Below are 13325 nucleotides of genomic sequence, written 5' to 3'. Positions count from 1 at the left end.
CCTGATGGCCCGATAACGACCGCGGCCTTCGGGCCGCGGTTTTTCTTTGCCGTTCCGAACAGACTTGACGTGGAGCTGACCGGGATCGTCAGGCGAGACCGGCCTCGACCGGCAGCAGTACACCGGTGATCCCCGCCGCCAGAGGCGAAGCAAGGAAGCAAGCGGCGCTGGCGACATCGGCCTCGGTCGCGAGCCGGCCTAGGGCGGTCTGGGCCGACAGCGCGCCGATGGCCTCGTCGACCGGCATTCCGCCGGCCGCAGCCCGGGTCTCGATACGACCGCGCAGGGCATCGGTGAGAATGGGCCCGGGCGCCAGGGCGTTGACCCGCACGCCATCCCGGCCGAGGTCCAACGCTGCCGCGCGCGCGATGCCGAGCACAGCGTGTTTCGTCGCGGTGTAGAGTGTTTGGTCGGGATGGGCCGTATAGCCGTTGATCGAGGACATCAGCACCGCTGATCCCTTGGTCCGGGCAAGGTGCGGCGCGGCCGCCTTGAGGCAGAGCGCCACGCCACGGACATTCAGTGCGAAGGCCGCGTCCCACTCCTCGAAATCCAGCGCTGCGATCCGCCGCCAAGGAGGCACAATACCGGCATTTGCGACGAGGATATCAAGCTTGCCGAGAGCCTCGATCGCGGCAGCCAGCTCCTGTTCCGCCTCGGGTGCGGTCAGGTCGAGCGGAACTGTTTGCCAGTCCTCCGGCAGACCGGCCGTTTCCAGCGCCTGCGGCAGGTCGACTATGCAGACGCGCGCACCCGCTCCGGCCATCGCATTCGCGGTGGCTCGGCCGAGCCCGCGCGAGCCACCGGTAATCAGCGCAGTCTTGCCGCCAAGGTCGATCATTCCGTGGTCCTTCTCGGGGCGCGCCCCGGTGACTGCGGGGCGCGCGGGGCGTCACTCGATGACGATGAGCTCCTGGAAGCCGCTTGTCAGGGCTTCGCCGCCGCCGGGCCGGGCGACGATGCAGTCCTCGACGCGAGCACTGAAGTCCATGTCGCGGAAGATGGAGGGCTCGATGGTGAAGATCATGCCTTCCTTGACCTCCGTCGTGTCGCCCTTGGTCAGGAACGGAGGCTCGTGCACGTCCCAGCCGATGCCGTGGCCCAGCCGGTGGCGGAAGTCCTTGCCGTAGCCTGCCTCCTCCAAGACGTCGCGAGCGGCCTTGTCGACCTGTTCACAGGTCACCTTGCCCGCCTTGAGCGCGGCGATGCCCGCGGCCTGGCTCTCCATCACCAGCTTGTGCACGAGGCGCTGCTCGTCGGTCGGGGCGCCGAAGGCGACGGTCCGGCCGAAGTCGTAGCACATCCCGTCCAGCACGGCGCCGAAGTCGAAGTTGACCGAAACCGGCTTGTCCAGTTTGCGCGGCCAGGTCCCCAGCTTGTCGCCGAAGCGCAGCGGGTGATCGGGGCCGGAGTTGTAGAGCGACGTGGTGAACGAAGGCCCCAGTGAGCCGTGAGCCCGCATCTGGTAGTCGATTTCGGAGCTGATCTCGAGCTCGGTCATCCCCATCCTGAGGTTCTTCACAGTGGCGGCGAAGGCCTTCTCGGTGATTTCTCCCGCGCGTCTCAGGAGATCGATCTCGTCCTGATCCTTGATGACCCGGATCGGGCGCAGCAGCTTGGTGCCGTTGGCGAACTGCACGCCAGGAATCAGCTTCTGGAGCTCCATCAGCGCCTCGGCCTCGCCGTCCTCGGAGACCGCGACCGTCGCGCCTTCCCCGATGCCCAGGTCCTTCAGAATGCCCTGCACCATCTGAACCGGATCGTCCCAGTCGCCCAGCACGCGCAGATCGACACCGGTGATCTTGCCGGCGCTTCCGAACTCGGCGGTCATCCGAGGGAGGGTCAGGATCGGTTCGCGGCCCGGCGCGATCCACATCCCCTCGAGCCAGCCGCCCGGATGCAGGTTGCGCCCGTAGGTCGGGATCTCCCGGTGCAGACCGGTGAGGTAGTCGAGGTCGGTGCCGATCGGGAAGAAGATCAGGTCGGCTTTGCCGTCGATGCTGTTGCAGAACCGGGTCATGCGGTCCGAGTAACTGGCCAAGGGGCTCTCCTTTTCAGATTTGGGATTCGGCGTGGTGACAGGCGGCCTGTCGGCCATCGCCCATGTCGCGAAGGACGGGCCGTTCGACCCGGCATATTTCGGTGGCAAGCGGACAGCGCGGGTGGAATGCGCAGCCGGGGGGCGGGTCGACGGGCGATGGGATGTCGCCCTTGATCGGGGAATAGATCGCGCGACGGCGATCGAGCCGGGGCACACCGTCGATCAGGGCGCGCGTATAGGGGTGGGCCGGAGCATCGAAAATGCGGTCCACCGGTCCGGTTTCCACCGCGCGGCCGAGGTACATCACCAGCACCCGGTCCGAGATATGTTCGATGATCCCGAGGTCGTGGCTGATGAAGAGATAGGTCAGGCCCAGCTCATCCCGCAGGTCCATGAAGAGATTCACGATCTGCGCCTGGATCGATACGTCCAGCGCGCTGACCGCCTCGTCGCAGACCAGGATCTCGGGCTTGACCGCGAGGGCGCGGGCGATACCGACGCGTTGCCTCTGACCACCTGAGAAGGCATGGGGGAAGCGGGTGGCATAGGACGGGTCGATCCCGCAGCGATCCATCATGTCGGCCACGTAGGCCTCCACTTCGGACGGCGAAGTGAGGCGGTGGACGCGCGGCGCCTCACCGATCAGCGCCTTCACTCTCTTGCGCGGGTTCAGCGACGAGAACGGGTCCTGGAAGATCATCTGCATCGGCAGCGCCCTCCCCTCCGCATCGGGCCGCGTGACCGTGCCGGACGTCGGCTCGAGCAGACCGGCGACCATCCGGCCGAGCGTGGACTTGCCGCAACCGCTTTCGCCCACGACTCCGAGCACTTCGCCCGGGTAGAGATCAAAGGAGACGTCCTCGACCGCCTGGACGACGCTCGCCGGCGGCGCCAGGCCGAGCTTACGCAAGCCCCGGGCGACGAAGTCACCCTCGGAGCCGAAGCGGCGCCCGAGACCGCGGACGGAGAGCACCGGATCGCTCATGCCGCCTCCCCGGCGGCCAATGGGTGGACGCAGCGCACTTTCCGGTCCTCGCCGAACGGCATCAGCTGCGGAACCTCGGCGCAGTTCTCCGTCGCTCGCGCACATCGCGGAGCGAATGCGCAGCCGGTCGGCAGGTCGGTCAGCGCCGGCATCCGCCCCGGGATCTGCCTTAGCCGTCCGCCGCGTTGGCCTGGCACGGGAACCGAGTCGATCAGGCCGCGCGTGTAGGGGTGGGCGGGCGCGTCGAGAATGTCGTCTATGGGCCCCTCCTCCACGATCCGGCCAGCGTACATGACGGCTATTCGGTCGGCGAGGCCGGCAACCACCGCGAGGTCATGGCTGATCCAGATCAGAGCTGTGCCGCGGTCGCGGCAGAGGCGTTGGACCAGTGCGAGGATCTGCCCCTGGATAGTGACGTCGAGCGCGGTCGTGGGCTCGTCTGCGATGACGAGGTCGGGCTTGTGCAAAAGCGCGATGGCGATGGCGACGCGCTGGCGCATCCCGCCCGACAGCTGGTGGGGGTAGACGCGCAGCCGCTCCTCGGGTGCCGGGATACCCACCTCATCGAGAGCGGCAAGAGCCCGCGCCCGGACCTCCGACTTCGAGAGTTTTTCGTGGGCGAGGAGAACGTCGCGGATCTGCGTCTCGATCCGCAGAACCGGGTTCAGGGTCATCATCGGATCCTGGAAGATCATCGCGATCTTGCGGCCACGGAGCTTGCGCATCTCGCTGTCCGGCAGTGGGAGGATATCCCTGCCATGCAGGCGTACCTCGCCCTTCGTGACCCGTCCCGGCGGGCTGATGAGCCGGTTGATCGAGAAGCCGGTGAGCGACTTGCCCGAGCCGCTTTCTCCGACCAGCCCGAGGATTTCGCCGCGGGAAACGCTCAGTGACAGCTCGCGCAGAGCGTGGACGGTGCCTTCAGGCATCTCGAAACTTGTCTGCAGATCGCGCAGCTCCAAGACGGGGGTCATCGCAGCCTCACAATCTGGGGTTCAGGACGTCGCGCAGCCGGTCGCCGAGGACGTTTACGCTGATGATGATTGCGAGCAGGACGAGCCCGGGCAGCACGCTTATCCAGTAGCGGCCCGATTGAAGATAGTCGAAGCCGTTCGCGATCAGCAGCCCGAGCGACGGCCGCGTCGGCGGCAGACCGAGGCCGAGGAAGCTGAGCGTGGCCTCGAGCGAGATCGCCATGGCCATCTGCATCGTTGCGACGACCAGCATGGTCGGCAGGCAGTTCGGGAGGATGTGCCCCATCAGGATGCGAAAGCCCCCGAGGCGCAGCCCCCGCGCCGCCTCCACGTAGTCCCGCGCGCCCTCGACGAGCGCGACACCCCGGACCGTACGGGCAAAGTAGGCCCATTGAACGACGACGAGAGCGAAAATGATCTTGTCCACGCCGCGACCGAGGATCACCAGAAGGATCAGTGCGACGAGGATGGTGGGAAAGCTCAACTGAAGGTCGACGATCCGCATCAGTAGGGTATCCACCCAGCCGCGCCGGTAGGCGGCGATCAGGCCGACGACCGTGCCGAAGGCCAACGCCAGGAGGCCGGAGGCTAGTCCGACCACCAGCGAGATGCGGATGCCGTAAAGGATGGCCGAGAGCATGTCCCGGCCCTGCCCGTCCGTCCCGAGCCAGTAGGTCATGCCGGTAAAGCTCTCGCTCCCCGGCTCGAGCAGACTGTCGAGGATATCGACCTGCGCTAGGTCGTACGGATTTTGCGGTGCGATCAGCGGGGCACCGAAGCCGGCGACGCCGAACGCGGCAAAGACGAGCAGCGCGATGACCGCGCCCGGGTCCTTGAGGAACCGCCGTGTCAGGTCACGGGCGGAGCCGGCGGCTGGAGGGGCGGAGGCGATGCTCATGCCTTGCCACCGCCCAACCGGATCCGCGGATCGAGCAGCGAGTACAGCACGTCGACGAGCAGGTTCAGCGTCACGAACATGAAAACGACGCAGATGAGGTAGGCCACGATCAAAGGCCTATCGAGCACGGCGATGGCGTCGATCAGCATCTTGCCTACGCCGGGCCAGGAAAAGATCGACTCGACGACGACCGCGAAGGCGATCACGCCGCCGAACTCCATCCCCAGAACGGTGACGATCGGGATCAGGATGTTCTTGAGGGCATGGGCTCCGAGGACCCGGCGCTCGGGCACACCGCTCGCGCGGGCGAACTTGATGTAGTCGGTGAACATGACCTCGCGCATGCCCGCCCGGGCAAGCCGGATCACCATCGCCATCATGATGAGCGACAACGTGAAGGCTGGCATGGCAAGGTGGTGGAGGCCGTCGAGAGTCAGGAAACTGACCTCGACGAACCCGAGATCGACCGTATCTCCCCGCCCAACTGAGGGCATCCAGCCGAGCTGCACCGAGAAGGTCAGGATCATGATGATGCCGATCCAGAAGACCGGTAGCGAGAAGGCGATCATGGAGAAGGACATGATCAGCTTTGCACCCCAGCCGTATGGCCGCAGCCCGGCGTAAATCCCCATGGGCAGACCAAAGGCGAGGGCGAGCACGAGAGCGGAGAAGGCCAGCTCCAATGTCGCCGGGAGTCGCTCGAAGATGAGGTGCAGGGCGGGAACACCGTGGGTGAACGAGCGCCCCATGTCGCCCTGCACGAGGTTGCCGACGAAGGTCAGGTACTGCCGCCAGATGGGCTGATCGAGCCCGAGGTCGGTGATGATCGCGTCCAGGCAAGCCTGGTCGCACTCGGACGAGGCGAAGATGTAGACCGGATTCCCGATGACATTGACGCCGAAGAACACCAGCATCGTCATCACGATCAGCACGAGCAGGGCCTGAAGCACCCGTCGGATGATATATTCGGTCATCTCTCCGCCTCGCCCGCTGCCGTACTATTCGACCCGGCTGATCTCGGTCGCCAGCGTGCGCTCGTTGGTGCGAGGCTCGTGCTCGATGCCGGCGCGCATGGCCCAGCTGTTCACCTGGAAGTGCAGCGGGATGTAGGCGTAGTCGTCCATGCCGATCCGGATCGCCTCCTGCAGCAGTGCAAGGCGGTCATCGGGGTCGATGGTTCGCTTGGCCAGGACCGAACGGGCGTCGATCTCGGGGTTAGAATAGCGGCCGAAGTTGCCATTCCCGCCGCCGGTCGCGGCGTTGTAGGTCTCCAGGGTCCCCGAGACCGTGTAGGTCGCCTCGCCCGCAACGGTGCCCCAGCCGGTCAGCGACATCGAGAACTCGGGCACGTCGAAGCCGGGCATCGAGAGCTCGTCACCGCGGATCAGGCGCGAGAAGAAGATGTTCCGCGGCATTGCATCGACCTGCGTGGTTATGCCCACTCGGCTCCACATCTGGGCGACCGCCTCCAGGATGCGGGCGTCGTTGATATAACGGTCATTCGGTCCGTGCAGGGTGATGTTGAAGCCGTCACCGTAGCCGGCCTCTTCCAGCAGGGCCTGTGCCTCCTCGGGGTCGTAGGGGTCGGCCTCGAGGTCCTCGACGTAGCCGAAGAAGCCCGGCGGCACGATGTTTTTCGCCGGAAGCGAGGCGCCACCCATGATCCGATCCCGGATGGCTTCACGGTTGATCGCAAGACTCAAAGCTCTGCGGACCCGCCAGTCGCGGAGCGGGTTCGGCATCATCGCCTCACCGTTCGCGTCCGTGATGAAGGGCTCGACGTGCTTGTAGCCGGGCATGAGGTAGATCAGCCGGTCGGAGGGGATCGTGGTGACGGTAAAGTCCGGGTTTTCCTCGAGTTGCGGCAGATCCACCGTCGGCGGATAGTCGATGATGTCGACGTCGCCGTTCAGAAGCGCCGCAAGCCGCGAGGCATCCTGTGTCACCGGACGGAAGACGACTTCGTCCCATTCCACCTCGCCGCCCCACCAATCGGGGTTCTTGACCAGCGTGATGCTGTCGCCGGGGTTGAAGGTGCCGTACATGAACGGGCCCGTGCCGATTGTGGCCTCGCCGTTGTTGAAGTCCACGGATTCCTCGGCGCCCTCTGCCGCGTGTTGCGCGATGATGGGCAGCATTGCGAGGTCTTCGGCCACCGTCGGATAGGGTCCATCGGTGGTGATGTGAACGGTCAGGTCGTCGATCGCCACCCACTCCTTGCCACCCTTGTCGAGCTGGAAGGCCGGCGATGCGGGTGCGCCGGAGATCCCGGCTTTGAGCCGGTCGAAGGTGAAGATCACGTCCTCGGCCGTGAAGGGCTCTCCGTCGTGCCAGGTCACCCCCTCGCGAAGCTTGAATTCCCAGGTCGTGTCGTCGATGGGCTCCCATGAGACGGCAAGGCCGGGGATCGGCTGCGAGGCGCTGTCGAGGCCGACGAGCTTCTCGAAGATATGTTCGTGAACCTGAACATCGGCGGACAACTGCGTCCAATGCGGGTCGAGCGAGCTGGCCTCGGAACGCACCCCGATCGTCAGCACTTCTTGTGCGGTCGCGGGAACGGCCGTGACCAGTGCGGCGCAGATGGCGCCGGTCATCCACAGTCTCATGGAACCTCTCCTTGCTGTGTTGAGGCGCCGGCCATCCGCCGCCCCTTCGGAACGGTTAAATCCGTTCACGTATGTAAAATTTTTATACAGCGTGAGAGATGATTCGGTCTACAAATTTCACAGGGCGAACTTTAGTTCACAGGCCGCCGATGCAGGTGTAGCGGGTCTCAAGGTAGTCATCGAGACCCTGCCAGCCGCCTTCCTTTCCGGTCCCGGATTCCTTGAGCCCGCCGAACGGTATCTCCGGCGTGACGATCAGCACCTCGTTGATTCCGATCAGCCCGTACTCGAGCCCGTCTTGCAGCCGGAAGGCACGGCCGAGGTCACCGGTGTAGGCATATGCGGCGAGGCCGTAGACGGTGTCGTTGGCCATGGCGATGGCCTCTTCCTCGGTCTCGAAGCGATAGACCGGGGCAACTGGGCCGAAGATTTCTTCCTGCGTGACACGCATCTCAGGGGTCGCACCGGCGATGACCGTGGGCGCGTAGAAAAGTCCCCCGCGCTCGTGCGGAGCGCCGCCGGCAAGGACCTGGCCGCCCTTGCCCACGGCATCTTCGACGAGCTCGGAGATCTTGGCGAGCGCCGGGCCATCGACCATCGGCCCCTGCTCCGCCCCCTCCTCGAGACCGGGCGCGACCTTGAGCGCCTTCGCGCGCTCGGCCAGTCGCTCGACGAAGGCGTCGTAGATGCCCGCCTGGACGTATACGCGGTTCGAGCAGATGCAGGTCTGTCCGGCGTTGCGGAACTTGGCGATCATCGCGCCTTCGATCGCGCGGTCGAGGTCGGCGTCGTCAAAGACGATGAATGGCGCATTGCCGCCAAGCTCCATGGACACCTTCTTGACCGTACCGGCGGCACCGCGGAGCAACTCCTTCCCGATCTCGGTAGAGCCGGTGAAGGTCACCTTGCGAACCAGTGCATTGTCCATGATCTCGCCGCCGATGGCGCGGGCGGAGCCGGTCAGGATGTTGACGACGCCGGACGGGAAACCTGCGCGCTCGGCGAGAACACCCCAGGCCAGGCCGCTGTAGGGCGTCGCGGTCGCCGGCTTGACGACCACCGGGCATCCGGCGGCCAATGCCGGCCCGAGCTTCCGGGCAAGCATGGACGACGGGAAATTCCAGGGCGTGATCGCCGCGACGACGCCGACCGGGTGCTTGGTCGTCATCAGCTTGCGATTGGGCCATGGGGACGGGATCACCTCGCCCCGTGCGCGGCGGACCTCTTCGGCGAACCATTGCACGTAGGTGGCGGAGGACAGAACCTCGGCCTTGGCTTCGGCTAGGGGTTTTCCCTGCTCCATCGTCAGGATGCGGCCCAGCTCGTCGACATTGGCGGTGATTTCGGCGGCGAGCGCCCGCAGGAGCGCCGCGCGCTCGGTCACCGTCTTGGCAGCGTAGGCCGGGAAAGCCGCGTTGGCCGCTTCGATCGCGCGGCGGGTCTCGGCCGCGCCGGAGTTCGGGACCTTGCCGATAACCTGGCCGTCGGAGGGATCGGTGACGTCGATGGTCTCGCCATTGTCGGCCAGGGTCCATTCACCGGCAATGAGATTAGCCTGTTGCAGCAAGTCGGACATCACGTTCCCTTCAAGTGCGCAAAATTTGACGTACAAAAGTTCGTATAGCGAACATCTGGTCGGTCTGGCAACTGATCATCGAACCTCGGTCGCCGCGGACCCTTCAGGGCGCAAAGGGAGCCAAGTCTACGTCCGGCCTTTCCCCGAGCGCCAGGGACGCGATAGCCCGCGACACCGCGGGTCCGGCAGTGAAGCCCATCCACGGGAACAGATTGAGAAAGAAGCCCGGCACCTGTGGGACCTCCCCGAGGATCGGCCGCCAGTCCTTCGTCCCGTTGACGATGGCGGCCCAGCTCCGGACGATCTGGACGTCGGCGAGCCCTGGCACCAGCCGCTGGGCCAGCGCGAGGTTGCGCAGCACGGAGCGGTGGTCGACCACGGGTCCGCCGCGCATTCGCGCCGGCCAGCCGCCGCCGATCAGGAACCCGCCCTCAGGGGCCTGCTTCAGCGTCAGCTTCTCCGAGGTGAAGTAGAGAAGCCAGGAGAGCAGCGGGGGTCGCTTCTCGGTCACGCTCACTTGGATCGGGTGGGCATCCAGGGGCACTGTCACGCCCAGGAGCGCCGCAACCTCGGCTGCCTGCGCGCCGGCCGCGTTAACGACACGGCTGGCGTGGACCGTCCTGTCGCCCGCGGCGATGGCGAAGCCACCGGCTTCCACGTCGATCGCCTTCACCGGCGCATTACGCAACAGCTTGGCCCCTGCCTCCCGTGCGCGGCGCAGGAACAGGGGGGCGACGCGAAAAGGGTCGGCTTTTCCCTCGATCGGGCAGAAAGCACCACCGGGAAATCCCTCGGTCAGGAAGGGCGCGCGCTCGGACAAGTCGCCCTGATCCCAGAGATCGACCTGCAAACCCTGCGCCCGCTCGATCGCGGATTTTTCGCGCAGCATATCCATTTCGGCCTCGGTTCCGGCCACCATCAGCCCGCCCTTGGCGACGAATCCCAGATCGCCGCCCAACTCGTCCTGAAGTCGACCCCAGAGCCCGATCGATTCGATGAAGAGTGGCAGCACCTCGGAGTAGTGCCGGGCCCAATCCGCGCCGAGGCGCCGGAAGGGGTCGAAGGGGATCTGCGCATGGATCGATCCGGCGTTGGAACCGGAGGCGCCCAGGTTCACATCGTGTCGCTCGAGCAGGACCACGCGCGCGCCTGCGCGGGCTGCGTAGTAGGCCGTGGCGGTTCCCGCCAGCCCGCCGCCGATGACGGCCAGATCGTACCGCATCCGTGCAATATCCCCGTTGAACCGATGTTTGTGTTCGATATACTAACTTTTGTCCGCATAATGAACAACGAGCGGCGTGACAGCACCACCACGGAGGTTTCCCATGGCATTAGAGGTCGCAGCCAGCACCTTTCCCTTTCTCTATTCGAAGTCAGGTCTCGACTCCCTGCGCCACCTTCAGGGCCTGGGGTACAAGAAATTCGAGCTGATGATCTTCCCGCCGCACTGCTGGCCCGCTGATCTCTCCGCTTCGGAGACCAAGGAGTACAAGGCCTGGCTCGACGGCGAGGGGACCTCGATCACGTCGCTTTGCTACCCGCTGATCGACAACAACCCGAATGCGCCTGACCGCCTCATGCGGCAGTACACGATTGATCGTTACCGCGAAGCGGTCGACCTCTCCGCAGAGCTGTCCTGCCCCTACGTGGTCATGATCCCCGGTCCCTACGGCGGCCTGATCGACCCTCCGACGGCCTGGCTCGATGACTGGTTCGTCGAAAGCGCGCAGGCGGTCGTCGAGCATGCCAAGGGCGCCGGAGTTCGCATCCTGCTCGAAAACGTGCCCTTCACCCATCGCCCCACGGCACAGGACATGAAGGAGCTCTGCGAAAAGATCGGTGACGTCGGCGTCAACTTCGACGTCTGCAACAGCGTCTACATCAAGGAAGATGCGGGCGATGCGATCCGGATGCTGGGCGATCTCGTGGAGAACGTGCATCTTTCCGACACGCCCGCCGACGTTTTCAAGCACGAGGCCCTGGGCACGGGGATCGTCGATCCGGCGCCGACCATGCAGGCTCTCAAGGATATCGGGTACGACAAGATGACCGTGCTGGAAATCATCGCCGACGCCAACGACCCCGCCAACGACCCGGACGGGGACTACCGCAAATCCCACGCCATCCTAGCCGACCTGGGCTGGTCGGCGCTGTAATCCTCCGGAGAGACGCCATGAAAGAGTTTCGCGGAAGCTATTCCGTCAACGTCACGCCGTTCACAACTGACGGTGGTGACATCGACCTCGCTGCGAACCGCAAGTTCATCGACTGGCAGATCGCGCAGGGCGTGCCGGGTGTCATCATCCTCGGCACCTCGGGCGAATTCCTGACCGTCAGCGACGACGAGCGACGCCGCTACGTCGAGGACACTGTCGCCCACGTGGACGGCCGGATCGACGTACTCGTCGGCGCGGCGAATGCCCACACGCCGACCGCCGCAAGGTATGCACGGGAAGCGCAGGAGGCCGGGGCCCAGGGCCTGATGATCATCCCGCCCTACTACTACACGCCCACCGAGGACGAGATCGTCGGCTACTACGACACGATCACGAAGACCTGCGATCTTCCGATCATGCTCTACAACAACCCGGTCACGTCGAACGTGGACATGTCGGCAAAGCTGGTCGGGCGCCTCACCCGCGAGTTCGACACCGTGCGCTACATCAAGGAGGCCTCGATGGACGTCGCCCGTGTCTACGACATCGTCGAGGAGACCGAAGGGGTAATGAATGTCTTCGCCGGGGAGCGGATCGTCGAGAGCTACCTGCTCGGCGCGGTCGGCTACGTGAACCCCTTCGGCAACTACATCCCTCGGGCCTCCACCCGGATCTGGGACATGCTACTGGCCGGCCGGATCGAGGACGCCAAGCGGATCCAGCGCCACATCACGGTGATCGAACATGTCATCGCCGAGGGCCATCCGACCTACGGGCATCAGTGCTATTCGAAGGCGCTGGCGGCAGAAGCCGGATGCCCGATCGGCGACGTCCGTCCGCCGCTGACCACCTTCGCATCGCTGGGCGAGGAGGGCCGGACCCGCGCGGCGAAGCTGAAGGGCGTAATGGATGACCTTGACCGGCTGATGGACGAGCTGGAAAGCAAGGCGGCATGACAGACATCCCCCTCTTCTCCCCGTTCTCCCTGCGCGGCGTGACCGCGAAGAACCGCATCATGCTGGCGCCGATGTGCCAGTACCAAGCAGAGGATGGCGTTCCATCCGGCTGGCATCGAGCCCACCACGGGCGATACGCGACGTCGGGCGTCGGGTCGGCCGTGGTCGAAGCGACTGGCGTCAATCCCGCCGGACGGATCAGCCCCGGTTGCCCAGGTCTCTATAACGACGCCCAGGTCGAGGGCTGGCGCCGGATTACCGCCCTCTACCACGCCGAGGAGATCCCGGTCTTCGTGCAGCTCAACCACGCTGGCGCTAAGGCCTCGACAATGCGGCCATGGGACGGCGGCGGACCCCTCGAACCGGGCAGTTCGGAACCGCCATGGCAGACCTATGCCCCCTCGGCCATTCCGGCACGTGAGGGCTGGCATACGCCCAAGGCGCTGACAGTCGAGGAAATCGCGGGCATCATCGACGACTTCGCTGCAGCCGCACGCCGCGCGCTCGATGCGGGCTTCGACGGGGTCGAGATCCACGGCGCCCACGGCTACCTGCTTCACGAATTCATGTCGCCCTTCTCGAACAAGCGGGACGACGACTACGGCGGCCCGGTCGAGAACCGGATGCGGCTCCCCGTGGAAGTGGCGCGCGCCATTCGCGCCGTGCTGCCGGATGACATGCCTCTGCTTTATCGCGCATCCTGTGTCGACGGAGAGGGCGGCAGCCTCACCCTCGACGACACGGTCGCACTGTGCCACGCGCTCAAGGCCGAAGGGGTCGACCTGATCGACGCCTCCGGCGGCGGCATTCCCGCCGGGATGCGGATCGCCCAGCAGAAGCCCGAGCCCGGCTTCCAGGTCCCCTATTCCGAGCGGATCAAGGCTGAAACCGGTCTCGCTACGGCTTCGGTGGGCATGATCACCGAGCCGGAGATGGCCAACGATATCGTCGCTGAAGGCAAGGCCGACCTCGTCGCGCTCGCGCGGGGCATGCTCCGCGATCCGGCATGGCCCTACCACGCCGCACAGGCGCTTGGGCACCCGGAGCCGGCGTCGGTCCTGCCGAAGCTCTATGCCTTCTACCTCAAGCTCGCATCCTGAACGCAGGCGGCGCCCCGACCGGGCGCCCCTGTC

General features: G+C 65.5%; 12 protein-coding genes. 3 read left to right on the top strand and 9 right to left on the bottom strand.

Annotation, left to right across the window (positions count from 1 at the left end; genetic code table 11):
- Window positions 1–88: 88 nt before the first annotated feature.
- The 9 genes from F3S47_RS06055 to F3S47_RS06015 all read right to left on the bottom strand — a co-directional run bounded on the left by F3S47_RS06055 (window position 89) and on the right by F3S47_RS06015 (window position 10302).
- Window positions 89–841: an SDR family NAD(P)-dependent oxidoreductase gene (locus F3S47_RS06055; protein ID WP_150444359.1), complete on the bottom strand. Its 753-nt coding sequence runs from the start codon at window positions 839–841 to the stop codon at window positions 89–91.
- 51 nt (window positions 842–892) lie between these two features.
- The gene (locus tag F3S47_RS06050; RefSeq protein ID WP_191090097.1) at window positions 893–2041 is read right to left on the bottom strand and encodes a M24 family metallopeptidase; all 1149 of its coding nucleotides are present in this window, start codon (window positions 2039–2041) and stop codon (window positions 893–895) included.
- Window positions 2042–2054: 13 nt separating this feature from the next.
- Window positions 2055–3026, bottom strand: coding sequence for an ABC transporter ATP-binding protein (locus tag F3S47_RS06045; RefSeq protein ID WP_150444357.1), 972 nt, complete (start codon window positions 3024–3026; stop codon window positions 2055–2057).
- A complete protein-coding gene (locus F3S47_RS06040; RefSeq protein WP_150444356.1) occupies window positions 3023–4000 on the bottom strand; it encodes an ABC transporter ATP-binding protein in 978 nt (325 codons plus the stop codon). The genes F3S47_RS06045 and F3S47_RS06040 overlap by 4 nt, the downstream gene beginning before the upstream one ends.
- Before the next feature lie 7 nt (window positions 4001–4007).
- Window positions 4008–4898 (bottom strand): ABC transporter permease, encoded by an 891-nt coding sequence (locus tag F3S47_RS06035; RefSeq protein WP_150444355.1) that lies wholly within the window; start codon window positions 4896–4898, stop codon window positions 4008–4010.
- Window positions 4895–5872, bottom strand: a complete 978-nt coding sequence (locus F3S47_RS06030) for an ABC transporter permease (protein ID WP_150444354.1) — start codon at window positions 5870–5872, stop codon at window positions 4895–4897. The genes F3S47_RS06035 and F3S47_RS06030 overlap by 4 nt, the downstream gene beginning before the upstream one ends.
- Before the next feature lie 24 nt (window positions 5873–5896).
- Window positions 5897–7504 (bottom strand): ABC transporter substrate-binding protein, encoded by a 1608-nt coding sequence (locus F3S47_RS06025; RefSeq protein WP_150444353.1) that lies wholly within the window; start codon window positions 7502–7504, stop codon window positions 5897–5899.
- 136 nt (window positions 7505–7640) lie between these two features.
- Window positions 7641–9080, bottom strand: a complete 1440-nt coding sequence (locus F3S47_RS06020; protein WP_150444352.1) for an NAD-dependent succinate-semialdehyde dehydrogenase — start codon at window positions 9078–9080, stop codon at window positions 7641–7643.
- 103 nt (window positions 9081–9183) lie between these two features.
- Entirely contained in the window at window positions 9184–10302 is a 1119-nt protein-coding gene (locus F3S47_RS06015) for an NAD(P)/FAD-dependent oxidoreductase (RefSeq protein ID WP_150444351.1), read from the bottom strand.
- A gap of 103 nt (window positions 10303–10405) precedes the next feature.
- Between F3S47_RS06015 and F3S47_RS06010 the strand changes: the two genes are divergently transcribed.
- The 3 genes from F3S47_RS06010 to F3S47_RS06000 are packed head-to-tail and all read left to right on the top strand — an operon-like array spanning window position 10406 to window position 13292.
- Window positions 10406–11236: a sugar phosphate isomerase/epimerase family protein gene (locus tag F3S47_RS06010; RefSeq protein ID WP_150444350.1), complete on the top strand. Its 831-nt coding sequence runs from the start codon at window positions 10406–10408 to the stop codon at window positions 11234–11236.
- Window positions 11237–11253: 17 nt separating this feature from the next.
- Complete coding sequence (locus F3S47_RS06005) at window positions 11254–12192, top strand: dihydrodipicolinate synthase family protein (RefSeq protein ID WP_150444349.1); 939 nt, start codon at window positions 11254–11256, stop codon at window positions 12190–12192.
- A complete protein-coding gene (locus F3S47_RS06000; RefSeq protein WP_150444348.1) occupies window positions 12189–13292 on the top strand; it encodes an NADH:flavin oxidoreductase/NADH oxidase in 1104 nt (367 codons plus the stop codon). The genes F3S47_RS06005 and F3S47_RS06000 overlap by 4 nt, the downstream gene beginning before the upstream one ends.
- The last annotated feature ends 33 nt before the right edge of the window (window positions 13293–13325 follow it).

Source organism: Histidinibacterium aquaticum, from assembly GCF_008710275.1.
GTDB classification, from domain to species: domain Bacteria; phylum Pseudomonadota; class Alphaproteobacteria; order Rhodobacterales; family Rhodobacteraceae; genus Oceanicola; species Oceanicola aquaticus.
Note: the sequence above shows the minus strand (reverse complement) of the source record. Positions and strands in the feature narration are given on the sequence as shown.

Coding starts and splice junctions, on each gene's coding strand:
- F3S47_RS06040 (WP_150444356.1), bottom strand. CDS start 4,000: ATGACCCCCGTCTTGGAGCTGCGCGATCTGCAGACAAGTTTCGAGATG.
- F3S47_RS06020 (WP_150444352.1), bottom strand. CDS start 9,080: ATGTCCGACTTGCTGCAACAGGCTAATCTCATTGCCGGTGAATGGACC.
- F3S47_RS06030 (WP_150444354.1), bottom strand. CDS start 5,872: ATGACCGAATATATCATCCGACGGGTGCTTCAGGCCCTGCTCGTGCTG.
- F3S47_RS06000 (WP_150444348.1), top strand. CDS start 12,189: ATGACAGACATCCCCCTCTTCTCCCCGTTCTCCCTGCGCGGCGTGACC.
- F3S47_RS06010 (WP_150444350.1), top strand. CDS start 10,406: ATGGCATTAGAGGTCGCAGCCAGCACCTTTCCCTTTCTCTATTCGAAG.
- F3S47_RS06045 (WP_150444357.1), bottom strand. CDS start 3,026: ATGAGCGATCCGGTGCTCTCCGTCCGCGGTCTCGGGCGCCGCTTCGGC.
- F3S47_RS06055 (WP_150444359.1), bottom strand. CDS start 841: ATGATCGACCTTGGCGGCAAGACTGCGCTGATTACCGGTGGCTCGCGC.
- F3S47_RS06005 (WP_150444349.1), top strand. CDS start 11,254: ATGAAAGAGTTTCGCGGAAGCTATTCCGTCAACGTCACGCCGTTCACA.
- F3S47_RS06015 (WP_150444351.1), bottom strand. CDS start 10,302: ATGCGGTACGATCTGGCCGTCATCGGCGGCGGGCTGGCGGGAACCGCC.
- F3S47_RS06025 (WP_150444353.1), bottom strand. CDS start 7,504: ATGAGACTGTGGATGACCGGCGCCATCTGCGCCGCACTGGTCACGGCC.
- F3S47_RS06035 (WP_150444355.1), bottom strand. CDS start 4,898: ATGAGCATCGCCTCCGCCCCTCCAGCCGCCGGCTCCGCCCGTGACCTG.